At 49.6% G+C, this 24,827-nt stretch carries 23 protein-coding genes and 1 other annotated feature; of the genes, 17 read left to right on the top strand and 6 right to left on the bottom strand.

Going from position 1 to position 24,827, the window contains the following annotated elements; translation table 11 throughout:
• Window positions 1-85 precede the first annotated feature (85 nt).
• Together PGL02S_RS10445 and PGL02S_RS10440 are read right to left on the bottom strand one after the other, a co-directional pair.
• A complete protein-coding gene (locus PGL02S_RS10445; RefSeq protein ID WP_006212475.1) occupies window positions 86-499 on the bottom strand; it encodes a bactofilin family protein in 414 nt (137 codons plus the stop codon).
• A gap of 40 nt (window positions 500-539) precedes the next feature.
• Entirely contained in the window at window positions 540-1,511 is a 972-nt protein-coding gene (locus PGL02S_RS10440) for a M23 family metallopeptidase (protein ID WP_006212474.1), read from the bottom strand.
• Window positions 1,512-1,785: 274 nt separating this feature from the next.
• Between PGL02S_RS10440 and cls the strand changes: the two genes are divergently transcribed.
• The 3 genes from cls (at window position 1,786) to PGL02S_RS10425 (ending at window position 5,609) form a co-directional block, all read left to right on the top strand.
• Window positions 1,786-3,216 carry a cardiolipin synthase gene (cls, locus tag PGL02S_RS10435; RefSeq protein ID WP_006212473.1) on the top strand — a complete coding sequence of 477 codons (1,431 nt, stop codon included), beginning with the start codon at window positions 1,786-1,788 and terminating at the stop codon, window positions 3,214-3,216.
• 167 nt (window positions 3,217-3,383) lie between these two features.
• Window positions 3,384-4,301, top strand: a complete 918-nt coding sequence (locus tag PGL02S_RS10430; RefSeq protein ID WP_006212472.1) for a YitT family protein — start codon at window positions 3,384-3,386, stop codon at window positions 4,299-4,301.
• 222 nt (window positions 4,302-4,523) lie between these two features.
• The gene (locus tag PGL02S_RS10425) at window positions 4,524-5,609 is read left to right on the top strand and encodes an SPL family radical SAM protein (protein ID WP_036640692.1); all 1,086 of its coding nucleotides are present in this window, start codon (window positions 4,524-4,526) and stop codon (window positions 5,607-5,609) included.
• Here the strand turns inward: PGL02S_RS10425 and ligD are convergent.
• The 3 genes from ligD to ku are packed head-to-tail and all read right to left on the bottom strand — an operon-like array spanning window position 5,592 to window position 8,355.
• On the bottom strand, window positions 5,592-6,509 hold the full coding sequence (ligD, locus tag PGL02S_RS10420) for a non-homologous end-joining DNA ligase (RefSeq protein WP_036640689.1): 918 nt from the start codon (window positions 6,507-6,509) through the stop codon (window positions 5,592-5,594). The two genes, PGL02S_RS10425 and ligD, sit on opposite strands and share 18 nt — an antisense overlap.
• A gap of 5 nt (window positions 6,510-6,514) precedes the next feature.
• Complete coding sequence (locus PGL02S_RS10415) at window positions 6,515-7,420, bottom strand: ATP-dependent DNA ligase (protein WP_036640688.1); 906 nt, start codon at window positions 7,418-7,420, stop codon at window positions 6,515-6,517.
• 5 nt (window positions 7,421-7,425) lie between these two features.
• Window positions 7,426-8,355 carry a non-homologous end joining protein Ku gene (ku, locus tag PGL02S_RS10410; protein ID WP_006212468.1) on the bottom strand — a complete coding sequence of 310 codons (930 nt, stop codon included), beginning with the start codon at window positions 8,353-8,355 and terminating at the stop codon, window positions 7,426-7,428.
• 696 nt (window positions 8,356-9,051) lie between these two features.
• Here ku and PGL02S_RS10405 point away from each other — a divergent pair.
• The 7 genes from PGL02S_RS10405 to PGL02S_RS10365 all read left to right on the top strand — a co-directional run bounded on the left by PGL02S_RS10405 (window position 9,052) and on the right by PGL02S_RS10365 (window position 15,346).
• Window positions 9,052-9,339: a hypothetical protein gene (locus PGL02S_RS10405; RefSeq protein ID WP_036640687.1), complete on the top strand. Its 288-nt coding sequence runs from the start codon at window positions 9,052-9,054 to the stop codon at window positions 9,337-9,339.
• A 3-nt stretch (window positions 9,340-9,342) separates the two neighbouring features.
• On the top strand, window positions 9,343-9,525 hold the full coding sequence (locus PGL02S_RS10400; protein ID WP_006212466.1) for an H-type small acid-soluble spore protein: 183 nt from the start codon (window positions 9,343-9,345) through the stop codon (window positions 9,523-9,525).
• Between the two features lie 438 nt (window positions 9,526-9,963).
• Window positions 9,964-10,434, top strand: coding sequence for a tRNA (adenosine(37)-N6)-threonylcarbamoyltransferase complex ATPase subunit type 1 TsaE (gene tsaE, locus PGL02S_RS10390; RefSeq protein WP_036640756.1), 471 nt, complete (start codon window positions 9,964-9,966; stop codon window positions 10,432-10,434).
• Window positions 10,421-11,212, top strand: a complete 792-nt coding sequence (gene tsaB / locus PGL02S_RS10385) for a tRNA (adenosine(37)-N6)-threonylcarbamoyltransferase complex dimerization subunit type 1 TsaB (protein ID WP_036640685.1) — start codon at window positions 10,421-10,423, stop codon at window positions 11,210-11,212. The genes tsaE and tsaB overlap by 14 nt, the downstream gene beginning before the upstream one ends.
• Window positions 11,213-11,231: 19 nt before the next feature.
• Window positions 11,232-11,756 (top strand): ribosomal protein S18-alanine N-acetyltransferase, encoded by a 525-nt coding sequence (gene rimI / locus PGL02S_RS10380; protein ID WP_006212463.1) that lies wholly within the window; start codon window positions 11,232-11,234, stop codon window positions 11,754-11,756.
• A complete protein-coding gene (gene tsaD / locus PGL02S_RS10375) occupies window positions 11,753-12,796 on the top strand; it encodes a tRNA (adenosine(37)-N6)-threonylcarbamoyltransferase complex transferase subunit TsaD (RefSeq protein WP_006212462.1) in 1,044 nt (347 codons plus the stop codon). The genes rimI and tsaD overlap by 4 nt, the downstream gene beginning before the upstream one ends.
• A gap of 528 nt (window positions 12,797-13,324) precedes the next feature.
• Window positions 13,325-13,660: a binding site (T-box leader), on the top strand.
• Between the two features lie 162 nt (window positions 13,661-13,822).
• Window positions 13,823-15,346, top strand: coding sequence for a 2-isopropylmalate synthase (locus PGL02S_RS10365; protein ID WP_036640680.1), 1,524 nt, complete (start codon window positions 13,823-13,825; stop codon window positions 15,344-15,346).
• Between the two features lie 715 nt (window positions 15,347-16,061).
• On the opposite strand, the gene PGL02S_RS10360 is transcribed toward PGL02S_RS10365, so the two are convergent.
• Window positions 16,062-18,014 (bottom strand): ABC-F family ATP-binding cassette domain-containing protein, encoded by a 1,953-nt coding sequence (locus tag PGL02S_RS10360; RefSeq protein ID WP_006212460.1) that lies wholly within the window; start codon window positions 18,012-18,014, stop codon window positions 16,062-16,064.
• Window positions 18,015-18,271: 257 nt separating this feature from the next.
• Between PGL02S_RS10360 and PGL02S_RS10355 the strand changes: the two genes are divergently transcribed.
• From PGL02S_RS10355 to groL, 7 genes are all read left to right on the top strand, one after another.
• Window positions 18,272-18,958: a 5-formyltetrahydrofolate cyclo-ligase gene (locus PGL02S_RS10355; protein WP_255308622.1), complete on the top strand. Its 687-nt coding sequence runs from the start codon at window positions 18,272-18,274 to the stop codon at window positions 18,956-18,958.
• Window positions 18,949-19,425, top strand: coding sequence for a cyclic pyranopterin monophosphate synthase MoaC (gene moaC / locus PGL02S_RS10350; protein ID WP_006212458.1), 477 nt, complete (start codon window positions 18,949-18,951; stop codon window positions 19,423-19,425). The genes PGL02S_RS10355 and moaC overlap by 10 nt, the downstream gene beginning before the upstream one ends.
• A 51-nt stretch (window positions 19,426-19,476) precedes the next feature.
• Window positions 19,477-19,968, top strand: a complete 492-nt coding sequence (locus tag PGL02S_RS10345) for a MogA/MoaB family molybdenum cofactor biosynthesis protein (RefSeq protein WP_006212457.1) — start codon at window positions 19,477-19,479, stop codon at window positions 19,966-19,968.
• Between the two features lie 217 nt (window positions 19,969-20,185).
• Window positions 20,186-20,422 (top strand): twin-arginine translocase TatA/TatE family subunit, encoded by a 237-nt coding sequence (locus tag PGL02S_RS10340; protein ID WP_036640677.1) that lies wholly within the window; start codon window positions 20,186-20,188, stop codon window positions 20,420-20,422.
• A gap of 80 nt (window positions 20,423-20,502) precedes the next feature.
• Window positions 20,503-21,282 (top strand): twin-arginine translocase subunit TatC, encoded by a 780-nt coding sequence (gene tatC, locus PGL02S_RS10335; protein WP_006212455.1) that lies wholly within the window; start codon window positions 20,503-20,505, stop codon window positions 21,280-21,282.
• 314 nt (window positions 21,283-21,596) lie between these two features.
• Entirely contained in the window at window positions 21,597-21,878 is a 282-nt protein-coding gene (gene groES / locus PGL02S_RS10330; RefSeq protein ID WP_006212454.1) for a co-chaperone GroES, read from the top strand.
• A 62-nt stretch (window positions 21,879-21,940) separates the two neighbouring features.
• A complete protein-coding gene (groL, locus tag PGL02S_RS10325) occupies window positions 21,941-23,569 on the top strand; it encodes a chaperonin GroEL (protein WP_006212453.1) in 1,629 nt (542 codons plus the stop codon).
• Window positions 23,570-24,827 lie beyond the last annotated feature (1,258 nt).

Genomic DNA, 24,827 nt, shown 5'->3' with positions numbered 1-24,827 from the left:
GAAGGGGCTCTTTGATTGTGCCGGCTGAATGCAGCAGCCGGTCTATATAAAACTGCCGGGTTCAGGCATTCGTCCATATGCGGGGTTAACCTGCTTCCGGACGCTGAAGCGGCAGTGGGGTTTCGGTTGATTCTGAAGGAGCGGCGTTTGCGGCTTGATGTTCCATTACACTCGCGCCATGAAGGAGTCCGCCTTCCATAATGACGAGGGAATTGGCACACACATCTCCATACATTTGTCCGGTAGGCGTAATGGTCAGCTTATTCTCCGCTGTTACATCCCCGTAGATCTTGCCAGCCACAATGACCTCCCGGGCTGAGATGCTGGAGCGCGCAACAGCGTTCTCCCCGATGGTAACGCAGCCCTGACTCTCGATGGAGCCGTTAAAGCGTCCGTCGATCCGTAAATTATCCTCGCATTGCAGAACACCCTCAACTTCGCTCCCTGGTCCAATCAGCGTATCAGTCCGGTGGGATGGTCGCTTGTTCTTCTTCTTCATACTACATTCCTCCTATTAATGAATAATAAATGGATGGAACTTATTGCAGGTAAGGTATCGGGTCAACCGTCTGATTGTTTTTGACAACCTGAAAATGAAGATGAGGCCCTGTGCTTCTTCCCGAGGAACCCAGCTTGCCAATGGTTTCTCCTTGATTAACATGATCGCCTACCGATACATCCAGACTGTCCAGGTGCATGTACCAGGTTTCCAGGCCATTGGGATGTTTCACAATGATATAAAGGCCACGGGCTCCGCTGCGTTCGGCAGCAGTTACTTCACCGGCGCCTGCGGCATAAACCGGATCACCGATTTTGCCGGCAATATCGATGCCTGCGTGATAGGCCGAGCGCCCGGTGAAAGGATCGCTACGATAACCGAAGTTTGATGTCAGACGCTTGGACGTTGTCGGCCACAGTGAAGGCGTCCCTTCCCGTTTTTCCTGGGTTTCTTGCGCCTGGTCCAGCGTGCGTGGAATATGACGTTCCATGCTGGCTATCAATTGCTGAATTTCCACAAAATCATCTTGGGTCTCTTGGGCGAGGCTCAGCATTTCATTCTCATGAACGGCAATGAATTCCCCGCCGACATGTTGGTCGTTATCATCCGGAATGGAGGAGGTCTGTCCGGACAAGCTGCCGTGCTTCTGAATGAACTGCTGAAGTTCCTGTTCCAGCTGCTGCACGCGTTCCATCTGGACCTTCGTTTGCTCTGCTTCGCCCGATAGCTGAATTATGGCTTTATTGAGGCGTTCGATGGCTTCATCCTTGTCTGTGACCGTTACTTCCATCTTGATGGCTTCCAGGCTTTTCAGGGTTAACTGCTTCTCCAGCCCCATGATCGTTTGGGCTGATTGGATCTGCAAGGAAACAATCAATCCGGCGATTGACAAAATAGCGGCCGCAGGCACCGCTATCATCAGAGGTCTGGACAGCTGGATCTGTCTGACTGAATGCTGGGCATCCCGAAGCACCAGCAGGGTTAAGCGTTGTTTACGGTGTGCGGTTTTCATGGCATCTCCCTTCCCTACATAATGAATGGATCTTAATGGCTATCCGCTAGACTTGGCCAGCCCCTTATCTAGTATGTATTCTATTCTTTCGAAAACTATGTCAAAAATGATGAGATAAGAGAACTTATTCACTATGGTGCCAGATTGGGTAATTGAATAAATACATAAGGAATTGGTCAATGATGTAGTGTAGTTATTTTGCAGGTCTCGCATTCCAGTGCATTGTCATTTCTATTCAATAACCACTATTATTCATCGTGAGGAGGCTGCCGATATGGTGTGGCTTCTGCTTGCACTAATCACCTTTATTTTGCAGATGGCCGCGGTGCTGCTGCTTGAGTTCCGAAACCCGTCCAAGGCTGTGGCATGGCTGTTTATTTTATTTTGCCTCCCCTTGATCGGCTTCGTACTCTATTTCTTTGTGGCGCAGGATTATCAGAAGCGGTTGAAGATTCGTAAGCGGGGCTCCAGGCTATTCCAGGAAATCAGAGGGCATCTGTGGGATCGAGCCGCCGTTGTTAAGCGTAAAGAGGATATGAATAATCCCGGATTTCATCACAATGACCGTTTGTTTAATCTGCTCAATCATCTGTCGGAGAGTCCCATCACAGGCTGTAATCAGAGCCGGGTGCTGACGGATGGGGAAGAGACATACGATGCGATGCTGAATGCCATGGAACAGGCCAAGGAACACATTCATGTGGAGTTCTATATCTTTCGCCACGACCGGATCGGTACCCGGTTTCAGGATGTAATGATTCGCAAGGCAAAAGAAGGCGTTAAGGTACGTCTGGTTTGCGACGGATTGGGAAGTTATAAGCTTAAGAGAACGTTCATTCAACGGTTCAAAGAATCGGGGGTGGAGTTCTATTTCTTTCTACCTGCCATGGTTTCGATGTTCAGCCGCAGAATCAATTACCGGAATCACCGCAAAATCGTTGTTGTGGATGGAACGGTCGGGTTTCTTGGCGGGATCAACGTCGGGGATGACTATCTGGGCGAGTACCCGAAAATGGGTTTTTGGCGGGATACGCATCTGGAGGTCAAAGGGGACGCGGTCTATTTTCTGCAAAATGTATTTCTGCACGATTGGAAGCTTGCCTCCGGCGAGCGCATTTCTGATTTTGGCCTGTATCCGGAGCATGAATGCACCGGAAATGAGCAAGTCCAGATCCTGAGCAGTGGACCGGATATGAACTGGAATGCCATCCAGGAGATGTGTTTTGGGGCGATTTCTGTAGCCAAAGAACGGATATGGATCACAACCCCGTATTTCATTCCAGATGAGGGGATATATGAAGCGCTGAAGACGGCTGCGGTGAGCGGCGTTGATGTACGGATCATTATTCCGGATCGTGCCGATTCCCGTCTGGTCAAGATGGCAAGCTTGTCTTACGTGGAAGAGCTGCTGGCAGCGGGAGTTACCTTCTATGAGTATGAAAAAGGCTTTATTCATGCCAAGGTATTGATCGTAGACGAGCTTCTGGGCTCGGTAGGTACGGCAAATATGGATATGCGGAGTTTCTTCTGTAATTTTGAGCTGACTGCCGTGCTGTTTGATCAGCAGCCCATAGAGCGCTTGGTATCGGACTTCAGGGAGGACCTGAGACAGAGCCGCCCTATTGATGCGGAGGCATTTCGGCAGCGGGGAAGATGGCAGAAAGCAGCGGAAATATTATGCCGCATGCTGTCGCCACTTCTATAACTGTAATATATTACATCGAATGTCATATTTAATAGAAAGCAAGTAAAAAGGAGGAAGAACTTTGAAATTTGGATGTCCAGCTTTTATTTATATGATAGAATATTTATATAAGTTCCACTTATAAATATATATTAACTTAGTTTCCATAAGTTGAACGGGGGAGATTTATGTCAAGTGATGTGAAGATTCTTGCACAAGTGAAAGCGGAGCAGCAGAAGCCGGAGAATCCCAAAGCAGGCTCAGCAACTTTGAAGATTCTCCGCCGTCTGGTGTTCTTAACTTTCGGTGCGGTATTGATGGCAATTGGGCTCGAAATATTTCTGGTGCCGAACAAGATTATTGACGGAGGAATTACCGGGGTATCCATTATGGTTTCTCATATCACAGAAATTCCGCTGGGGATATTCTTGACCTTGTTCAACCTTCCGTTTTTGTTTATAGGATATAAACAGATCGGAAAAACGTTTGCTCTATCCACGCTATACGCCGTATTGGTCATGTCCATTGGCACTTATTTCCTTCATCCAGTCGACCCGCTTACGATCGATCCGCTGCTTGCTGCCGTGTTCGGTGGCGTTCTCCTCGGTATTGGGGTTGGCTTAGTTATCCGATCCGGTGGCTCCCTGGATGGAACGGAAATCGTGGCTATCCTGATCAACAAGAAGTCACCGTTCTCTGTCGGTGAAATCGTGATGTTCATCAATGTGTTTATTCTGGGCAGTGCAGGTTTTGTTTTCGGATGGGATCATGCCATGTATTCACTCATTGCTTATTACCTGGCGTTTAAACTGATTGATATTACGATTGAAGGTATTGATCAATCCAAATCGGTTTGGATTATCAGTGACAAGCATAAGGAGATTGGTGATGCATTGACCCAGCGTTTGGGACGCGGCGTTACCTATCTGGATGGAGAGGGTGCTTACTCGGGCGATAGCAAGAAGGTCATTTTTGTTGTCATTACCCGCCTGGAGGAAGCGAAGCTGAAATCCATTGTGGAAGACTGGGACTCCCAAGCCTTTGTTGCCATCGGCAACATCCATGATGTGAAGGGCGGTCGCTTTAAGAAGAAGGCAATCCATTAATATGATACCGATATATAGGTTTCACCCGTGTTGTTTAACAGCGGGTGGAACTTTTTTTATTTAGCGAGTATGAGAATTCAGTTAACGTTTTTTTATTGACGATGTGAACTGGAGTTTTATTTGTAAATCCAGTAAGTTCCACTTATAATAGGAACATATGTTTGTTAAAATTAAGGGTATACCCAACCTTTATCATGGCAGTATCCGAGGGGAGGAAGAGGAATGGCTCATACGCAATACGAACGCATAACCACTAAACAAACATTAAACAGGGTGAAAGAAGAGAGGATGCCCTTCGATTGGTCCATTAATCCGTATCGTGGCTGCGGACATGGGTGCAGTTTTTGTTATGCCCGTGCTTTTCAATCGTTTATCGGCATGGGGGCAGAGGACGAATTCCAGCATCATATCTTTATGAAGGCAAATGCGGCCGAAGCACTGGAGAAGCAGCTATTGAGCGCGGCGAGGAAGTTTGATCATGATATTGAAGCGATGCGCACATCCATTGGACAGGTTACGATCGGTACGGCAACGGACCCGTATCAGCCGATCGAGGGCAAAGAGGGAATCACGCGGGAATGCTTGAAGCTGCTCGCCAAATACCGTATCTCTACCAGCATTACAACGCGCTCTCCACTCGTGCTGAGGGACATGGACATTTTGACCCGGATGGAGAATGTGTCGGTCAACATCAGTTTGAATACGCTGAACGGGGACATCATCCGAAAGCTGGAGCCTGCATCACCGCACCCAGGGGGCAGGCTTGAAGCGATGCGCGCTTTATCGGCAGCCGGCATAACGACAGGACTGTTTGTTGCACCCGTGCTGCCTTTTCTGACGGATGATGAATCAGAGTTGAAGGAGCTTTTGTCCCAGTCGAAGGAGAGGGGCATTTCTTTTGCCATGATCTCATTGCTGAGGCTGTCTCGCGATGTGAAGAAATGGTATATCGAGACGCTTAAACACCAGTTCCCCGATGTGGTTCAGTCTTATCGCGAATTATATAGGCAAGGCGCCTATGCAGAAGAACACTACGTTCATGCTTTTAAGTCGATGGCGGCCCGACTGCTCAGCGAATATGATCTGAGCGGTCAGAGCAAGCGGGAGCCTGCTGCCATCACGGGTGCGAATGGGACGAATTCCGGCTTCTCTCAACCATTCGAAATATCGGACGAAGGGAGTAATCTTCATCTGCCACAGCCAGACATGGCTGGATCTCCAAAGCCGAAAAAGCTGCCCCAACCGGCTGTGCCAGTTTCCCGGGAGGAACTGATGCCGGATATTGAGCAGCTAGCCTTTCCTTTTTGACGCGTTCTTTCCTTGGGATGTCAGGTGACGGATGACATTTTCGATCGGTTGCGGAGGCAATGCTTGCAGCAGATCCCCCTTTTCTTGCAGACGCTCTACAATGTTCAGCAGGTGGAATTCTGTAGGCGAAACATCCCGATGGACCTCTTCCCAGGTCAGCGGGGTAGAGACGGTCGCAAGCTTGCGCGCCCGAGGTGTATAAGGAGCAGCAAGGGTTCTTCCGCTATAGTGCTGTAGATAATCGAAATAGATTTTATCCCCGCGATTTTTCTTAAGCCGCTCGATGGTGAACAGCTTAGGGAATTTCTCCGTCACATATTGGCCTACGAATTGACCGACTGCGCGAAGCTCATCAAAAGTTACGCCTGCCGGAATCGGGACGATGATCTGAACCCCGGTTGCGCCGGAGGTTTTTGGCACAGAGTTCAGCCCCAAGGAGTTCAGCACATTGCCAACGATTGCAGTTGCCTCCATGATCCGGGGTTCCTCTGGCAGGGTCGGATCCAGATCAATCATCCATTCGCAGGGCTGATCGCTGCCTGCCAAATGCAGCGACGGATGAAACTCAAGTGCAGCCAGATTCCCGAGCCAGAGCAGCTCGGGCAATCCATTCAGCAGCACATAATTAATGTTCTCATGCACATAGGTGTGCACAAAAGGAGGCAGCGGCTCCGGCGCATTTTTCTGATAGAACGATTCGCCTTGCACCCCATGCGGGTATCGGATGGTAGTCAGCAGCCTTCCCTGGCAATATCGAAGCAGGAAAGGCGATATCGCTGCGAGTTTTTGCAAATACATGGCCTTGGTAATGCCGACCTCCGGCCACAGCGGTTTGTCCGGATTGGTAATTTGAATCTCCTGACCTTCAATGTTCAAGGTTCCTTTGACGGTACGGGCCATGCTGCTTACACCCCCTCAATCGAGACAAGTTTGGGATGGCGCATCATGCCGTCCTGACTCCACTCGAGAAATGTAACCTGCACCGTCAGCGGCTGACTGAGCCAGGCAAGCTGTTCTTTTTTCAGGTCATTATGGAGTGCGTGCCAAGCGGCCCCAGCCTGGTGGCTTTCCGCATACTGCAGCAGCTTTTTTTTGGTCTGTTCATTAAGCCCGAGGGATGCTCTGCCGATATAGCTGCCCTCGTCATCGGCAATAACCAGGCTGGCTACGCGGCCCTCCCTCATGATGAGTCCAACAGCCGTGGCTTTCATGTTAACGGCAATTTTCTTTTTGTACCAATCCCGATGCTTCTTGCCTTCGCGATATGGAGAGCTGAGGCGCTTCATTACAATGCCTTCCCAGCCTCGTTCCTCGGCCCAATTCCATAAATGCTCGCCCTCAAGAAACAGATCTGCGATCAGAAGACCCGGCGTGGCGGAAACGGCTTCCTTCAGCCGGTGATGGCGTTCAAGATAAGGAAGCTTGCGCAGGTCCTGATCGCCGTCCACCAGAATGTCGAACAAGACATACGTGAACAGAGGAGCGTGCATGCTGATGGCACGCGAGCGCTCCCGCTGGAGAACCTTCTGGAACACGGGTCGACCTAATTCCGGATGAAAGTAGACAACCTCACCATCCAGGAGAAGACGCCGTTCATTCAGCCCGGATAATGCCTGAACGACTTCGGGATACAGGGAGGTTTTATCCAACAGCTTACGGGAGTACAGGGATACGCCGCTAGGGTCTACTCCGGCCAGAATTCGCACGCCGTCCCATTTCAATTGGTATCCCCACTCCTCACCCGTGGTGATCTGTTCCGTCGAGATTGGGGCCATTGGCTCCTTAGGCAGCATATTCTGCAGCTGTCCCATGCCGATCAGGAATCAGAATCGGATTTCTTGGATTTAGTGCTCCGGCGCTTCGGCTTCGGTGCATCCGTATCCGCTTCACCGCCGCTGACCTTGGCGGCAGGCTCCTTGGCCGCGGTTTTCCGGGTGGACTTACGCGGTTTCGGTTTCGTGCCGGGGTCCGTTCCGATCGGCTTCACAGCTTCGATGCTGGCCTGAAGGGCAGCCATCAGATCGACGACATTGGTCTCCTGACGGGCAGGAGCTATCTTGATCTCTTCGCCGGATACTTTGCTGTTGATAAGATCCAGCAGACGCTCTCGATAATCATCGGTATATTTCTCAGGATCGAAGGGAGTCGATAGCTGATCAATCAGCAGTTTGGCCATATCCAGCTCCTTGGAATTGACCTCGGTTTTCTCAGGCAAGTTCGGTACTTGGGAGATCGGGCGGATTTCATCGGGATAGAATATGGTCTCAATCGAAAGACATTCGTCCAGCACCCGAATCGCGGCAAGGCTGCTCTTCGAGCGGATGGCGATTTTGGCGATGCCGATCTTGCCAGACTGCTTCATCGCTTCCAGCAGCAGCCGATAGGCATTGGCGCCGGCTTGGTCCGGCGAGAGGTAGTAGGTTTTTTGAAAGTAAATCGGGTCGATTTCGGTCAAATCCACAAAGTCCAGAATGGTAATGTTTTTACTGTTCTGTTCCGCGAGCTGATCCAGCTCCTCTTTTTCGAAGAGCACGAACTTGCCCTTCTCATACTCGTACCCCTTCGTAATCTCCTCCCAGGCCACTTCCTCTTCACATACAGGGCATTTACGAATGTAAGAGAGCGGGCTGCCGCATTCCTTGTGAATGTAACGCATAGAAATATCCTTGTCTTCTGTAGCCGAGAACATCTTGACAGGCACATGCACCAGACCAAAGCTGATAGCGCCCTTCCATACCGTATGCATTCTATGAAACCTCCTATCAAATTCTAATATGTTTGGGTATGACCGTGTAGTAAACGCTATAAACGCCGACTATAAATGGTGTGTTTCAAAAAGTCAGGTTTTCAGCACCGAGAAGGTTGGATTAAGGTAGGGACTGAGGAGCGGAGCGTAGGCAAAACCTACGTGAGCACCAGAAGGCCCGTCTGAATTCAATATTCGATGTCGATTAAGCTTCATGTGCTGCTTCGTGATCAAAAGATGACTTTTTGAATTACCTCTAAATGTGTGTTTCAAAAAGTCAGGTTTTCAGCACCGAGAAGGTTGGATGAAGGTAGGCCCGTCTGAATTCAAAATTCGATGTCGATTAAGCTTCATGTGCTGCTTCGTGATCAAAAGATGACTTTTTGAATTACCTCTAAATGTGTGTTTCAAAAAGTCGGGTTTTCAGCACCGAGAAGGTTGGATGAAGGTAGGGACTGAGGAGCGGAGCGTAGGCAAAACCTACGTGAGCACCAGAAGGCCCGTCTGAATTCAAAATTCGATGTCAATTAAGCTTCATGTGCTGCTTCGTGATCAAAAGATGACTTTTTGAATTACCTCTATTAGTGTGCCCAAAAAAAGACTCTAGTATGAGTTATAGCCCCGGATTGCATAATTAGAACTGTTTTGAGGCATATTGACGATGAACTCTGCCCGCATAAGGAGGTAATCTTCATCATGATGGAGCCTAATGAAACCAATACGTCAGAAGAGATACAGAAGGACCGGGCTTCTGATCATTCCGCTGCGCAGCCGGTCAACGGTGAAATGGTGGATTGGAACAGCCTGACCTCGGAGGAGAGCGAGCTATCTCGGGAATCTACAATGTTCGATATTGACCGGATGATCAACGAAGGTCTTGGCGGAGGCAATGTCACGCTGGACAACGGGCTGATTGGTCCTTCGACGACCGATACAATGGAGGTCGTGGACGAGTCGCCAAGAGAGACGGAGAAGGGGGATTAACGAATGGATGTACAACGCGCAGTAGAAATTTTCAACTCGAAGGATACGCATAAGGTCAACCTGGAAGGGGAGTCGGTGTGGATCGAGCATGTGGATCAGCAGAACGGGATGGCTACGGTCCAGGTGGGTTCCCGACCAACCAATACGATGACGGTCAACGTTGACCGGTTGAAAGAAGGGGAATAGTTTCCCGCTGGGTATCTGCTTCCGAGAAGCAGTATGAATACAACATGAGCATGAACACCAAAACAACACACCTTGGTCGAGATTCCATGACGCCGGAACCCGGATAAGGTGTGTTTGTGCTGGATTCGTCCGTTAAGTAATCCCCCTGAAAAATAATCAGATATCGCCAGTCAGCAGATCAGGGGGGTTCGGTGTTCATTATTCATTGTGTATCTTTGTTCCGGTATAACTATAATGTTTGATCTGTGACTACATAGTATTAGTGTTCAAACCTAGTTAACGCTTACCTTTTTTCACCTCTGTGAATCGGGAATACTCATTTTCTTGCAGCGGATTGGGAGGACCGATATAATGAAGATCAAGTATTTTTAGATATGGGCAAAATAAATAAAGGGTGGGTTATCTGTGAACAATGGCCGTACGGAAGGCCAGTTTCGAATGACTTCAAGCAGTCTGGAGGAGACGGAGCAGCTGGCTGCATGGCTGGCCATGCGGGCCGAAGCAGGGACGGTCATCGGTCTGGATGGAGATCTTGGAGCAGGAAAAACGGCATTTTCCAAACAATTTGCACAGCATCTTGGTGTGAACGGGGTTGTGAATAGCCCGACATTTACAATTATCAAAGAATATGAGGGGCGCCTGCCGCTCTACCATATGGATGTGTACCGGTTATCGGTGGATGAAGCGGATGAGCTTGGACTGGACGAATACTTTTTTGGCGAAGGGGTTTGCCTCGTGGAGTGGAGCAGCCTGATCACCGAGCTGATGCCTGAGCGGTATCTGCATATCCATCTAGAAACGACAGGGGAAGCTCACCGGATCATCACACTCACAAGCCAGGGCGAGCCCTATCGTGAGTGGTGCCGGGATTTGAATGAAAAATGGGGTAGCATGAATGAACAACAATGACACGAAGCCGCAGCAGCGGTTTTTGGCGCTGGATACGTCTACGGCATCGCTTGCGGTATCCGTGATGGAGAAGGACAAGCTGCTGTCAGAAGTGAATACGAATGCGGACCGCAACCACTCGGTGCATCTGCACCCGGTGATGGCACAAGCGCTTGCAGAAGCTGGAGTTGGTATGGACCAGATCGAGGGCATTGCTGTCGGGATCGGCCCGGGTTCATACACGGGTATCCGGATTGCGGTAACTGCGGCAAAAACGTTGGCATGGGCCAACCACATTTCGGTCGTTGGAATATCCAGTCTGCATGCCTTGGCATGGGGAGGCCTGGAATCCGGGTGGGATTCAGCTTCGGCTGAGAAGGGAACCCACTGGGTTATTCCGCTGCTGGATGCCAGGCGGGGACAAGTGTACACGGCATTATTCGCCGCAAGTGCAGAGCGCCAGGAAGAAGCCCCGGTACGTATAGAAGCAGACGGCATTCGTCTGATGCAGACCTGGGTGAATACCATTGCGGAACGAATATCCCGCCTTCCCGAAGAAGAGCGACCCGTCTGCATATGGTTTGTGGGAGAAGTCGATCTCCATGCCGAGACGGCCCGTCAGCTCGAACCGGGGTTTGAAAACAGGGTGCACATCCACCCGTATTCTCTTGAAGGGCGCTGGATGGGGTACCTGGGAACAGCCCGGCTGTTATCCGGGGAAGCGGACGATTTGCATACACTGATACCCAATTATACACAGCTTTCCGAAGCGGAAGCGAACCTGCTGCGTAAGCGGTGAAGGGAGCGTAGGATTCGTCATGGATCAGCAGAATATGCCGGCAGAAGGTGAAGACGGTTTGTCCTTTCGGTTGATGACCCTGGAGGATATACCGGAGGTTCTCGTAGTGGAGCGCGAAGCATTCACTGTACCCTGGACCGAGGAAGCCTTTCACAATGAGCTGAAACTGAATCATTTTGCACGTTATATGATTATGGAATATGAAGGCCACACCGTTGGATATGCGGGCATGTGGACGATTGTGGATGAAGCACACGTTACGAATATTGCGCTGCTGGAGCAGTACCGCGGCCGCAAGTGGGGCGATCGTCTGCTTACGGAACTGATGAAGACCGCTGCGTATATGGGAATGGAAAAAATGACGCTGGAAGTTCGGGTATCCAACCATGTTGCCCAGCGCTTATATATTAAAAAAGGATTTAAACCAGCCGGTGTCCGGAAGGGCTATTATTCCGACAACCAGGAAGATGCACTTATTATGTGGGCAGATCTGCCCCCTTACCGGGAGGACGATGGCGAGGAAGGAAGTCATGGGCTACTATGAAGGATGAAATGACAGATCGGCAGCATAGCTGCATATTAGCGATAGAAACGAGCTGTGACGAGACTTCGGTTGCCGTTGTGAAGGACGGACACGAGGTATTGTCCAGCGTCATTGCGAGTCAGATTGAAACGCATAAAGCATTTGGCGGGGTGGTGCCTGAGGTGGCTTCCCGCAAGCACGTGGAGAGCATCACGTTAATTATAGAGGAAGCCGTGGCAAAAGCCGGAATTGACATGAAGGACTTGTCGGCGATAGCCGTCACACAGGGCCCTGGTCTGGTTGGGGCGCTTCTGGTCGGTGTTATGGCTGCAAAAAGCCTGGCGTTTGCGCTTAACAAACCCCTGATCGGCACGCATCATATTGCCGGCCATATTTATGCCAACCGATTTGTGGGAGATATCGAGTATCCTTGTATGGCGCTGGTTGTTTCCGGAGGCCATACCGAGCTGGTCTACATGAAAGACGAGGGCAGCTTCGAACTGATTGGCAGAACGCGGGATGATGCGGTTGGCGAAGCGTATGATAAGGTGGCGAGGGCGCTTGGGTTTCCCTATCCCGGAGGTCCACATGTGGATCGTATGGCACTCGAAGCCGAGGGGGTTGTGGACCTGCCGCGCGTGTGGCTGGAGCCGGATTCGTATGATTTTAGCTTCAGCGGCCTGAAATCGGCTGTATTAAATGTTGTGAATCAGAGCAAAATGCGTGGAGAGGAAGTCCGGACGGAGGCCATAGCCCGCGGCTTTCAGGAATCTGTTGTAGAAGTGCTGGTGGAGAAGGCCGTACGCGCGGTCAGAGCTTACGATGCCAAGCAGCTGCTGCTGTGCGGTGGCGTAGCGGCCAACCGCGGGCTTCGCAAAGAACTATCTGAGCGATGCGAGCGGGAAGGAATTTCACTGACCATTCCACCATTTCAGTATTGCACCGATAACGGGGCGATGATTGCTGCCGCAGCGCATTTGAAATGGAAGCAGGGCAGCTTTACGCCGCTGGATATGAAGGCCGATCCGCAAATGCCGCTCGAAATTTGGGCAGCGCTATGAAGCTAAAAGCTTCTTGACACCTCACTGCATAGCACGTATAATCATGATCAAATTCCAGATTGTTGAAACGCGATGAACAGAATTAGTATGGTTACCCTTGGATGAAGAGAACTGCGGGACGGTGCAACGCAGTCGATAGGGACCTGAACTCACCTGGGAGCGGAGCAGGGGAACCTTACGCAATGAAATGGCCTATGGTTAAGGCTTGAATGAGATTGCGGAGTTTGACTTTGCTACGGAATGGCCTCCGTGAGAATGGCTGCGCATAAATAACTTGTTATTTGGCGGCTGAGGGGGTTTTAAGGACCGGGCATGTATAGCCTGGGAGCTTAAAGTCAACAAGAGTGGTACCGCGATAGGATAGCCTGTCGTCTCTTGCATAAAGAGACGGCAGGCTTTTTTGCATGCCGGGATATCTCTAAGCAGGCTGCGGGGAACCATTCACATATTAATGAAAAGGCGCAGCGGGGGCAGGTGTCCGGAGAAGCGGTCCGCAGATAGTAAGGATTCGGCATAACAGCATATCGAATAAACGTGATGAACGGGAGCAGTAGAAGGAAGCTGTCTTACAGAGAGCTGCGGGTAGGTGTAACGCAGCGGCAGCAGCCTTTGAATCTCGCCCGGGAGCGGAAGAGGGGAACAACGCATTCGCTGATGGTTCGACAGGAACCAATGGCTCACCATGCTAAAGTACTCTCTTACGGAGAATCCTCCGTAATCAGGAGGTTCATCTTAACTCATAACCGGCCGGTATGAGGAGCAGATGGACAGTGAGTGGACGCTAACATGTCACAGCGATAGCTGTTTGTGAACAGGCGTCAATTAGAGTGGTACCACGGAGGGTCTAAGCCCGTCGTCTCTTATGTTTAAGAGATGACGGGCTTTTTTTGCTGCCGGCAGCAGCTGGGTGGGATGCGGACGCAAGTCGACGTGCGGACGTAAAGCGAACATAACTAGAATGGGATGACTGAGATTGACCCGGAATATCTATCCGGGATATACCATAACCAGGGAGGAACAAGGAAGATGACGGAGTCCATGAGAACGATCCAAATTTTTGATACCACTTTACGGGACGGGGAACAGGCACCGGGGGCAAGCCTTCAGCCTGAGCAAAAGATTGTGCTGGCCGGCAAACTGGCTGAGCTGGGGGTTGATGTAATGGAGCCTGGCTTCCCAGTGTCCAGTCCAGGTGAGTTTGCCGCCGTTCAGGCCATCTCAAGACAGCTGCAGCAGGTGGAGATTTGCGGATTTGCACGCGCAGTGAAAGGGGATATTGATGCTGCTGTTCAGGCAACCCGGGACGCAGCCAGAAGACGGATCCATCTGTTCATTTCCTCTTCCGACATCCATCTTCGCCATCAACTGCGCATGAGCCGTCCTGATGTTGTAGCAAGGGCACGAGAGATGACAGCTTATGCGAAGCAGTTCAGCGATGTGGTGGAGTTCACAGCGATGGATGCCTCGCGCACAGGAATCGATGACCTGATTGAAATGGTGGAAGCCGTCATTGAAGAGGGAGCCACAATTATCAACCTGCCGGACACGGTCGGTTATGCGCTTCCGAATGAGTATGGCGAGATGTTCCGCCGTGTACGGGAAGGTGCGCGAGGCGGAAAGACGGTAGCGTACAGCGCCCATTGCCATAATGATCTGGGATTGGCTGTTGCAAACAGCCTGGCCGCCATTCAGAATGGTGCCAGCCAGATTGAGGTTACCGTAAACGGGGTAGGCGAACGCACAGGCAACTGCGCATTGGAGGAGCTGGTGATGGCTCTTTCTACACGGGGTGACATGCTGCGTGCGGAGACGGGGATTACAGCGGAAAAGCTGTACGAAGTCTCCCGCCTCGTTAGCGGAGCCATGCATTTTCCCATTGCCTTCAACAAGCCGGTGGTCGGTCGAAATGCCTTCCAGCATGAGTCTGGCATTCATCAGGATGGTCTTCTGAAGGATCGAAGCACCTACGAGATTATGGACCCGGACAAATTGGGCATTCCGCGCAGCATGATCGTGCTGGGCAAGCATTCCGGCCGTCATGCCTTGAAGGATCGTCTGGCCCGTTACGGGGTTCAGCTCGATGGGGCCGAGATGGAAACCTTGTATGAAACATTCAAGGAGACGGCTGACCGCCAGAAGGTGGTCAGTGATGATCAGCTGCTGCAGATGGTCAGCAGCACGCTGGGTAAACCGGCGCAGGTGTATGAGCTGACAGAGGCGCAGGTGATCTCGGGTACGGGAAGAAGCCGTGTTGCAGCCGTAACGCTTCGTCATCTGAGTGAGGAAACGGAAGCCACCTATTCCAGTGTAGCAGAGGGACCCGTGCAAGCCGTCATATCGGCGATTAGCCAAGGCATTAGCAGCGACATCACCTTTGGCGATCTGGAGCTCCATTCTTTGAGCAGCGGGGAAGATGCGCATGCGGAGGCCGCGGTTACCGTCGAGAAGGCCGGCAAGATTTTCCGCGGAACGGCTGTACACCAGGATATCGTCATGGCAGCGGGTATGGCCTATGTCGCTGCATGCAACTCGGCATTGATGTCGGTGTAGGCCGAACAGCAGAGTTCGGGATACAACCTCAACCGAAAGTTTGATTACGCAGAGTTTCTCGTCGCGTTGTTGATTCACATGAGAGCGGTCGTTGTCATATACACCTGCCTTGATTCAGGAACGGAAGATAAGCTCATGACATTATAGATGGGAACGGAACTGGTGGAGCCCATTACGGTGTGGATGCTGGCAAGCGTGCAGATGGAGGATTACAGCAGATGGTGCTGCTGACGAGAATTACTTCGTAAGAAGCGGGAGGAGAATCCCCGTGTAATGAGCCGTTTCCCACAGCTAGCGACCTTCCGACTCTCAAATGAGGAAGGTCGCTTTTTTATAAAAACTCAATATAACTTGGATTGAAATAGAAGTAATTCTATATAGCAGCTCATTACATAGGAAATATAAATCTGTCAAGTTGTGAACAACGTTATCCACATATTCGCCTGAAAATGTGCATAAGCAAAAAAAATGTCGATAAATCAGTGTTTTGCAAAGCTTTGAAAAAAGGGGACAGGATTTTCAGGTTTTATGGTCAAAACTGTGGATAGTGTGCATAACTTGGTGGATAAAGTTGGATATAGGACCGGAAATGCGTGTTTAACAATAAAAAAATGGCCATTTCGGCCATTTTCAAATTGAACTTATGCACCATTGTTGGGGATAAGTTTGTGTATAAATGCAAAACCTCATTTGAAACACTTTTGTGAAATTTTTTTTACGATTCCAGCAATGACTCCCATTCGGCAAAAATCTGCTCAAGCTGACGTTTTTTCTCCTCTAACGATTGCTGCCGTTCCTGGAGGGCCATATAATCCTGATAGATCTCAGGCAGTGTCATTTCGGTCTCCAGTTCGGAAATTTCCGATTCCAAAGTATGAATCTGCTCCTCAAGACTTACGAGCTTGCGCTGACGGTTGCGTTCCTCCCGTTTCGCTTGCTTCTCAGCTTCAAAGGAGACGGCCCCTTGTTTCTCGGCTGAAACCTCTGCTTTCCCCTCCTGTTTCAGGGTGTGGCGGGCAAACGGCTCGGAGGGCTCATCGTTCATATCCAGAATTTCCTGCTTTTTCTCCGTATAGTCGTCATAATTACCCAGGAAATGTTGAATGCCGTCCGGATGAAGTTCGAGTATGCGCTCCGCCATTTTATTAAGGAAATAACGGTCATGGGATATGAACAATAAAGTACCTTCGTAATCCATCAGCGCCGATTCCAAAACCTCTTTTGCAAATAAGTCAAGATGGTTCGTGGGCTCGTCCAGTATAAGCATGTTGGCTTCCAGCAGCATGAGTTTGGCAAGTGAGACACGTGCTTTTTCACCGCCGCTTAAGGAGCTGACCTTCTTGAGCACATCCTCGCCGCTGAAGAGAAAGTTGCCGAGAACGGTACGAATACGCGCTTCTTCCATATGAGGATAGGTCCCCCACAGCTCTTCCAGAACCGTGTTGCTCGGGTTAAGCTCTGACTGCTCTTGATCATAGTAGCCGATTTTCACTTTTGTGCCCCATTGCAGCGATCCGGCTGAGGGCTTCATCGTACCGATCAGACATTTAAGCAGCGTTGATTTGCCGACCCCGTTAGGACCGATCAAAGCTACGGTTTCTCCACGACTGAGGTCAAAGGAAGCTTGTCTGAACAAGGGCTTGCCTTCCTCAAACGAGAGCGACAGGTCACGTACATGAAGCACATCTTTACCCGACATATACTCGGCTTCAAAAGAGAAGTGTGCCTTCTTAAGATCACCCAGCGGTTTGTCCAGCCTATCCATCTTGTCGAGCGCTTTGCGCCGACTCTGCGCGCGCTTGGTTGTTGAAGCTCGAACCAGATTGCGCTGAATAAAGGTCTCCATACGGGAGATTTCATCCTGCTGCTTCTCATATTGTTTAAGCTGGGATTCGTATTCGGCGGCTTTCAGCTCAATGTAACGGCTGTAGTTGCCCGTATATTTTTTGGAATGACGGCGTTCAATTTCAACGATGGTTGTAACAAGCCGATCCAGGAAATAACGGTCATGGGAAACGACGAGTAATGAGCCGGAATATCCGCGCAGATAATCCTCCAGCCAGGTGAGAGTCGCGATATCCAGATGATTCGTCGGCTCATCGAGCATGAGCAGATCGGGTGCCTGAAGCAATATTTTTGCAAGAGCAAGCCTGGTCTTCTGCCCGCCGCTTAATGTAGCAATGGAGGTGTCCGGCGAAAAGCTGCCAAAGCCCATGCCGTGCAGCACGCTGCGAATCCGTGTTTCGATCTCATACCCGCCTTGATCCTTGAACCAGTCGGAGCGGATTGCGTAACGATCCAGGAGCTCCTGATATTTTTTGGGGTCCTCGCTCGATTTGGGGTCGGCAATTTGCTCCTCCATCTGACGAAGCTCACGCTCCATCTCCAGCAGAGGGGTGAAGACATCCAGCATCTCATTCCATATCGACGAATCAGACTGAAGCCCGCTGTTCTGGGCAAGATACCCGACGGTGGTTTCCTTAGCCTTGAATATCTGTCCGCCATCGTAAGACATTTCGCCAGCCAAAATTTTAAGGAGCGTCGATTTGCCGGCTCCATTCACACCAACGAGTCCGATTCTTTCGCGTTCAAGCACTTGTAAATTGATCCCGTCCAGTACGGGCGTAACACCATATAATTTGGTAATGCCATTGGCTTGCAGCAGCATGTTATGTGAAACCTCCATCATTCTATATGATTCATTCTTCATTATAAGAAAAACGTCTACCGACGTATATTCTAAGAAGATAGACCGCGTTTAGAAATTGTTTCTGTTGCGATATCAGGATGGCCATGCTGTTGAGGTTCATGCGCTTCTGATATCTTAAAATAAGTGTACATGAAAATGGCCGAACAATCGACCATGATTGGCGACTTCCGGCATTCTTGGCTAAAGGAAGGAACAGTGGTAAACTAAACTTAATTATGAGCGTGAGAGGAACGATCACGTTGTTGAACCCTGAAGAAGAAATTAAGCGGGTATCCGCAAAGCATGCCCTGCGCAGGAGCATGACCTTACGCAGGGATGAGTTATCCGATGAAGAACGGACCAAGCGGTCGAAGCAGGCCTGCGAGATGGCTTCGGAGGTTATGAAAGAGCGCCATGTTCAGAGCATGATGATTTATGTTCCATTCCGTTCCGAGCTGGATTCGCGGCCGCTTGTCGAGTGGGCATGGGAGCATGGGTTGCAAGTTATCGTTCCCCGCAGCCTGCCCCAAGATCGATCGATGGAACTGTATGAGCTTCAGAAATGGGATGAGCTGATCCCGGGAGCATACGGTATCCTGGAGCCCGATCCCCAGAGGTCTAAGATGTTTATGAATGACGTACCTGATATCATCTGGGTACCAGGGCTTGCGTTTGACAGGAACGGCGGAAGACTAGGGTACGGCGGCGGTTATTATGACCGGCTGGCGGACAGGCTTTGTCATGAAGTGCATGATGCGGCTCGCCTGAAGGAGCCCTTGTGGGTGGGAATAGGTTACGAGGTTCAGGTGTTGGAGCATGTTCCAATGGAAGAACACGACAGAGTCTTGGACGGTTTGGTTACCGACCTGGGATATTCAGGGAAGGCCGGACCTGGTTTACGGAGGGATAACGAATGGAATTGAGTCACTTTAATAATCAAGGAAGAGCACGAATGGTAGACGTCAGTGAGAAGGATGTGACGGCACGGACAGCGGTAGCGAAGACCACGGTCCGAATGCAGCCGGACACGCTGATCCGCATCCAAGAAGGAAAGATAGGCAAGGGAGATGTACTCGCGGTAGCACAGGTTGCAGCCATAATGGCAGCCAAGAACACGTCGAACTGGATTCCGATGTGTCATCCTCTTCCGCTGACCGGTGTTAACGTGGAATTCAGTGATAATGCAAGAGATGAATTATATATAGAAACAACTGTGAAAACGACAGGCAAAACCGGTGTTGAAATGGAAGCTTTAACGGCTGCTTCGGCAGCTGCCCTCACGGTCTATGACATGTGCAAGGCATTGCAGAAAGACATGATCATCGGTCCGACCCAACTGGTGAGCAAAACCGGCGGCAAGAGTGGGGATTACATACAAGAAACAACTTAGGCATGCATAGATACAGGAGATATTCGGACGAGTGGGAAGGAGAGAGAGCAGATGGTGTGGAAAACGGCGATCCTGACGGCGAGCGACAAAGGTTCGCGGGGGGAACGCGAGGATACGAGCGCTCAGGTTATTCGGGAATTGGTGGAGGAAGAGCTGAGCGGTGAAATTATCGAATACCGGATCGTACCGGATGAGCAGGACGAGATTATTGCTGCACTGATTGAGCTTACGGACTATTACCAAGTGGATCTCGTGCTGACGACAGGGGGAACGGAACTGGCGGTTCGTGATGTTACCCCTGAAGCAACAAGACGGGTCATTGAGCGTGAGGTGCCTGGCATTGCGGAAGCCATGCGAGCTACGGTTATGCAGAAGAATCGAAGTGCAATGCTGTTTCGAGGCGTATGCGGCGTTCGCGGCCGTACCCTGATTGTCAATCTGCCGGGCTCCCCAAAAGGCGTGCATGAGAATCTGGCTGCCGTCATGGACCAGCTTCCGGAAGCATTGTTAATGGTAACGGGGCAGTATCGGGAGCAGCTCTGAGGGGAACCCTATTAGATAATTATGTAAATAAACTGTCACGATTCTAGACTGTTTATGTGATTTACATTATGGTATGATGGCGATATATGAGCTTGTCAATTGCTGTCGTGCGATAATTTCTTTGAAGTTAAAACCTGTTGTAGTGCAAGGCATGATGGATTTAGGTCATCCTGAAGTCCTTTTGAAGGCATAGAGCAGGACGAGGAGGAGAATAGATATGAGTCAAATCGGAGTGCCGGGTATTATTTTGCTCGTCATTTTGGCGCTGCTCTTATTCGGACCGAGCAAGCTTCCTGAGCTTGGACGTGCGGTCGGAAGAACTTTCCGTGAGTTTAAGGATGGTGCGCGCGAGATTATTGCTGACGATGCACCTGCGAAGAAGAAGGAAGAGGCTCCCCAGCAAGCCGTTGCCGCTGAACCGTCCAAGGTTGAAGACAAGCGTCTTCCGGAATAATACTAGAATGCAAGGCGTGAAGTCCCTTCCTTCGGGAGGGATTTTGTTTTGCCAGGGTCACATACAGGGTGGTGTCTAACATGTCAGAGCAAGTGAAAGATATGGCGCTTGTCGAGCATTTGGGCGAGCTTCGCAAACGAATCATTATCGTTCTCGTGGTATTCATAGCCGGACTGATCGCAGGGCTTTTTGTTGCGGAGCCGATCTATCATTATTTGACGGCAGCGGAAGAAGCGAAGAACTTTGAACTGCATGCTTTTTCCTTCTGGGATGGCATCGGGATTTATATGAAAATCGCTGCGATTTTCTCATTGGTTATCTCGGTTCCGCTGATCTTCTATCAGTTATGGGCGTTCGTAAAGCCTGGACTTCGCAAAGAAGAGCAGAAAGCGGCCATTCGCTACGTACCCTACGCGTTCCTTCTGTTCATCGTGGGCATTTCGTTCGGATATTACATCGTGTTTCCAATGACGCTGTCATTTACTACAGCGATTACACAGAGTATGGGGCTGCAGGAAACCTACGGGATTGCCAATTATTTAAATTTTATGTTCAATCTCGTTTTACCCTTGGCCCTGCTGTTTGAGCTGCCGCTTGTGGTAATGTTCTTAACGAAAATCCGCATTTTGAACCCGCTGCGGCTTCGGAAAATGCGCAAAGTGTCTTATTTTGCACTCGTATTCATAGCGGTTGTTATTACGCCGCCGGACTTCATATCGGATTTCCTGGTCACGATTCCACTGCTGCTGCTGTATGAATTCAGTGTGTTCCTGTCCTCTGTGATCTATCGCAAGCAATTAGAGGCGGACATGGAACGAGACAGCCGGTACATACGGGCGGACGAAGAGGATGAAGATTAATATTTACTCAAGCATGAAGAGCACCTTCGAGATCGGCAGAAGGCGCTCTTTCTTTGTATAGATGTTTGTATAGGCGTCCTTAGGACTCAGGCATATTTTGGCTGGTCATGGATACAATGGAGAAGGGGGTTGAGAGACAACCCCAACCGGAGTCCAATTTACAAAAAAATGATCAAAAAATCATGCAAAGGACTTGAAATTTTGAGACAACTTGAGTATCATAAAATTGGTTGTTAGCACTGAGGCTTGTCGAGTGCTAATACATAAAGCTTTGAAAAAAGCATCACAACATATTTAAAGGAGGCTATTTTTTCATGATCAGACCTTTAGGTGAACGCGTATTGGTAGAACCGATCGAACAAGAAGAAACTACGGCATTCGGGATTGTACTTCCTGACTCCGCTAAAGAAAAGCCGCAAGAAGGTAAAGTTATTGCTGTAGGCAGTGGCTCCCTGAAAGACGGCGCTCGTGTACCTTTGGAAGTTAAAGAAGGCGACCGCGTTATTTTCTCCAAATACGCTGGAACAGAAATCAAATACGAAGGTAAAGAATATTTGATTATGAAAGAAAGCGACATCCACGCGATCTTAGGCTAAATGAACGCCTGAATATATCATGTTCCAATATTCATTAATCCACTAGGGAGGTATGTAATACCATGGCAAAAGACATTAAGTTCAGTGAAGACGCCCGTCGCGCAATGCTTCGAGGTGTAGACGCTTTGGCAAATGCAGTTAAAGTAACACTCGGACCGAAAGGCCGTAACGTGGTGCTTGAGAAGAAATTCGGAAGCCCGCTCATCACGAATGACGGTGTAACCATCGCTAAAGAAATCGAGCTGGAAGATGCATTCGAGAACATGGGTGCTCAGCTCGTTAAAGAAGTAGCTACCAAAACAAACGATGTTGCCGGTGACGGTACAACGACTGCAACGGTTCTGGCGCAAGCCATGATCCGCGAAGGTCTGAAGAACGTAACAGCTGGTGCAAACCCAATGATTATCCGCAAGGGTATCGATAAAGCGGTTAAAGCAGCGGTTATTGAGCTTCAAAACATCGCAAAAGAAGTGAAAAACCATCAGGAGATCGCTCAAGTCGCTTCCGTATCCGCGGCTGACGATGAAGTAGGTCAACTGATTGCAGAAGCTATGGACAAAGTGGGTAAAGACGGTGTTATCACTGTTGAAGAATCCCGCGGCTTCTTGACGGAGCTTGAGGTTGTAGAAGGTATGCAATTCGACCGCGGCTACATCTCTCCATACATGATTACGGATACGGATAAAATGGAAGCTGTTCTTGAAAATCCATACATCCTGATCACGGATAAAAAAGTAACCAACACGCAAGAGATCCTGCCGATCCTTGAAAAAATCGTACAACAAGGCAAACCGCTTGTTCTGATTGCAGAAGACATCGAAGGCGAAGCGCAAGCGATGCTGATCGTGAACAAACTGCGTGGAACATTCAACGCGGTTGCTGTTAAAGCTCCTGGCTTTGGCGATCGTCGCAAAGCCATGCTGCAGGATATCGCTGCATTGACTGGCGGCCAAGTGATTACCGAAGAGCTCGGTCTTGACTTGAAAACAGCTTCCATCGATCAATTGGGTACAGCTCGTCAAGTGCGCGTAACCAAAGAGAACACAATCATCGTGGATGGCGCTGGCAACAAAGAAGACATCGATGCTCGCGTGAAGCAAATCCGCAACCAATTGGAAGAAACCACTTCCGATTTCGACAAAGAGAAACTGCAAGAGCGTCTGGCTAAATTGGCTGGCGGCGTAGCAGTTATCAAAGTTGGTGCGGCTACTGAAACGGAATTGAAAGAACGCAAACTGCGCATCGAAGATGCCCTGAACGCAACTCGCGCTGCGGTTGAAGAAGGTATGGTGTCCGGTGGTGGTACAGCGCTCGTGAACGTATACAACGCTGTTTCTGCTGTGGAAGTACAAGGCGATGAGAAAACAGGCGTAAACATCGTTCTGCGCGCTCTGGAAGAGCCAATCCGTACGATTGCAGCCAATGCTGGTAAAGAAGGCTCTGTCATCGTAGAGCGTCTGAAAAAAGAAGAGATCGGTATCGGCTACAACGCTGCTACAGACGAGTGGGTGAACATGTTCGAAGCAGGTATCGTTGACCCTGCGAAAGTAACGCGTTCCGCTCTTCAAAACGCAGCTTCCGTTGCGGCTATGTTCCTGACAACCGAAGCGGTTATCGCTGACAAGCCAGAACCAGAAAAACCAGCTATGCCTGATATGGGCGGCATGGGCGGTATGGGCGGCATGATGTAAAAAGGGCCTCAAAAGCCTGCCATATCAATGAAAAAGAGACCTCTCGGGGTCTCTTTTCTTGTATAAGGTCACAACAAGGTCACATTCCTTGCGAGGAGAGGCCAGCTAGGATGTCTGAAAATTGAATGTTCATCTTGCTCATCGTGACCGACACGTTCTTCGGCTTGTTTTTTCGTATCTCCTCAACGTTTGATTTGATATTGCGTTTTCCGGTGACAATCCTTTATACATCCCCACTTAAATCCTTGTTTATTTTTTGCTGGTACCTTGAAAAAAGCTAGCCACTATTCCATCGACCTCCTAAATAATATTAATTGCTCAAGTATCGTCTCTTAATAATGGGAAAATAACAATTTACGGGATCCCAAAGCCGTCTGTCTTATTGGAAAACTGCAATCATATCCCATCGGTAGACGAGTCCATGGAAATGCGTAGAGGATATCTGGATCAGCTCAACAGGGATGCTATGGAAAGGATACCTCAGCTTTACTGGATATCTTAAGGATGAGATCCCTGGGAAGTGTTTCATGATGAACGATGGATCGGGAACAGTCGTGTGCCTCAGTGTTCAGTGGAACTAAAACAGAAGCTGGCACGTGAGTGGGTAGAATCAAGGTAGGGCCCTGATGAAGCCTTGATATATGTCGGCATGAAATACATCGTATGGAGGCCATACAGCGCGGTTGGGCTCCTTATGAAGTAAAAGCACTGATGACGGAAGCCCCATATTGGGACAAACACGACGAAATGCATTAAGGCTCTAAAACAGGATGGGATACGCAAGCCACGACTTTATGATATGGGATTCGCTCATAACAACTGCGGTGGATTCTGTGTACGAGCTGGACAGGGACATTTTATAAATCTGCTGCAAAAAAAAACGGGATTTATATCTATTCCACGAACAGAAAGAGCTTGAAATGCAAGAATATCTCGGGCGTACTGATGTTTCCATCTTGACAAGAGGAGGTAAAGGGCGATGAGGAAAAATTAACCCTTCGTCAGTTACGCGAGGAATGGGAGTCTGGACTAGGAAACCAAATTGACTTGAACGACATAGGTGGATGCGGTTGTTTCGCATCCGATGCTTAACCCTTGGGGAGAGTAATCCTCCCAAACTATATACGAAATAGGTTTACCAATTAAACGCAATCCAAAGAAAACCATAGATAAATGCAAAGCAACCCAATATACCAAGTGCTGAGACAAGTGAAATTATTAGAACCACCTTTTTACCGCTCAAAAAAACACCTCCAGA

This window comes from Paenibacillus glucanolyticus NBRC 15330 (genome assembly GCF_004000885.1).
Taxonomy (GTDB): Bacteria; Bacillota; Bacilli; order Paenibacillales; family Paenibacillaceae; genus Paenibacillus_AQ; species Paenibacillus_AQ glucanolyticus.
The sequence above is the reverse complement of the archived record's forward strand: the minus strand, read 5'-3'. Positions and strand labels throughout refer to the sequence as shown.

Coding starts and splice junctions, on each gene's coding strand:
- PGL02S_RS10445 (WP_006212475.1), bottom strand. CDS start 499: ATGAAGAAGAAGAACAAGCGACCATCCCACCGGACTGATACGCTGATT.
- PGL02S_RS10440 (WP_006212474.1), bottom strand. CDS start 1,511: ATGAAAACCGCACACCGTAAACAACGCTTAACCCTGCTGGTGCTTCGG.
- cls (WP_006212473.1), top strand. CDS start 1,786: ATGGTGTGGCTTCTGCTTGCACTAATCACCTTTATTTTGCAGATGGCC.
- PGL02S_RS10430 (WP_006212472.1), top strand. CDS start 3,384: ATGTCAAGTGATGTGAAGATTCTTGCACAAGTGAAAGCGGAGCAGCAG.
- PGL02S_RS10425 (WP_036640692.1), top strand. CDS start 4,524: ATGGCTCATACGCAATACGAACGCATAACCACTAAACAAACATTAAAC.
- ligD (WP_036640689.1), bottom strand. CDS start 6,509: ATGGCCCGTACCGTCAAAGGAACCTTGAACATTGAAGGTCAGGAGATT.
- PGL02S_RS10415 (WP_036640688.1), bottom strand. CDS start 7,420: ATGGGACAGCTGCAGAATATGCTGCCTAAGGAGCCAATGGCCCCAATC.
- ku (WP_006212468.1), bottom strand. CDS start 8,355: ATGCATACGGTATGGAAGGGCGCTATCAGCTTTGGTCTGGTGCATGTG.
- PGL02S_RS10405 (WP_036640687.1), top strand. CDS start 9,052: ATGATGGAGCCTAATGAAACCAATACGTCAGAAGAGATACAGAAGGAC.
- PGL02S_RS10400 (WP_006212466.1), top strand. CDS start 9,343: ATGGATGTACAACGCGCAGTAGAAATTTTCAACTCGAAGGATACGCAT.
- tsaE (WP_036640756.1), top strand. CDS start 9,964: ATGACTTCAAGCAGTCTGGAGGAGACGGAGCAGCTGGCTGCATGGCTG.
- tsaB (WP_036640685.1), top strand. CDS start 10,421: ATGAACAACAATGACACGAAGCCGCAGCAGCGGTTTTTGGCGCTGGAT.
- rimI (WP_006212463.1), top strand. CDS start 11,232: ATGGATCAGCAGAATATGCCGGCAGAAGGTGAAGACGGTTTGTCCTTT.
- tsaD (WP_006212462.1), top strand. CDS start 11,753: ATGAAGGATGAAATGACAGATCGGCAGCATAGCTGCATATTAGCGATA.
- PGL02S_RS10365 (WP_036640680.1), top strand. CDS start 13,823: ATGACGGAGTCCATGAGAACGATCCAAATTTTTGATACCACTTTACGG.
- PGL02S_RS10360 (WP_006212460.1), bottom strand. CDS start 18,014: ATGCTGCTGCAAGCCAATGGCATTACCAAATTATATGGTGTTACGCCC.
- PGL02S_RS10355 (WP_255308622.1), top strand. CDS start 18,272: ATGAGCGTGAGAGGAACGATCACGTTGTTGAACCCTGAAGAAGAAATT.
- moaC (WP_006212458.1), top strand. CDS start 18,949: ATGGAATTGAGTCACTTTAATAATCAAGGAAGAGCACGAATGGTAGAC.
- PGL02S_RS10345 (WP_006212457.1), top strand. CDS start 19,477: ATGGTGTGGAAAACGGCGATCCTGACGGCGAGCGACAAAGGTTCGCGG.
- PGL02S_RS10340 (WP_036640677.1), top strand. CDS start 20,186: ATGAGTCAAATCGGAGTGCCGGGTATTATTTTGCTCGTCATTTTGGCG.
- tatC (WP_006212455.1), top strand. CDS start 20,503: ATGTCAGAGCAAGTGAAAGATATGGCGCTTGTCGAGCATTTGGGCGAG.
- groES (WP_006212454.1), top strand. CDS start 21,597: ATGATCAGACCTTTAGGTGAACGCGTATTGGTAGAACCGATCGAACAA.
- groL (WP_006212453.1), top strand. CDS start 21,941: ATGGCAAAAGACATTAAGTTCAGTGAAGACGCCCGTCGCGCAATGCTT.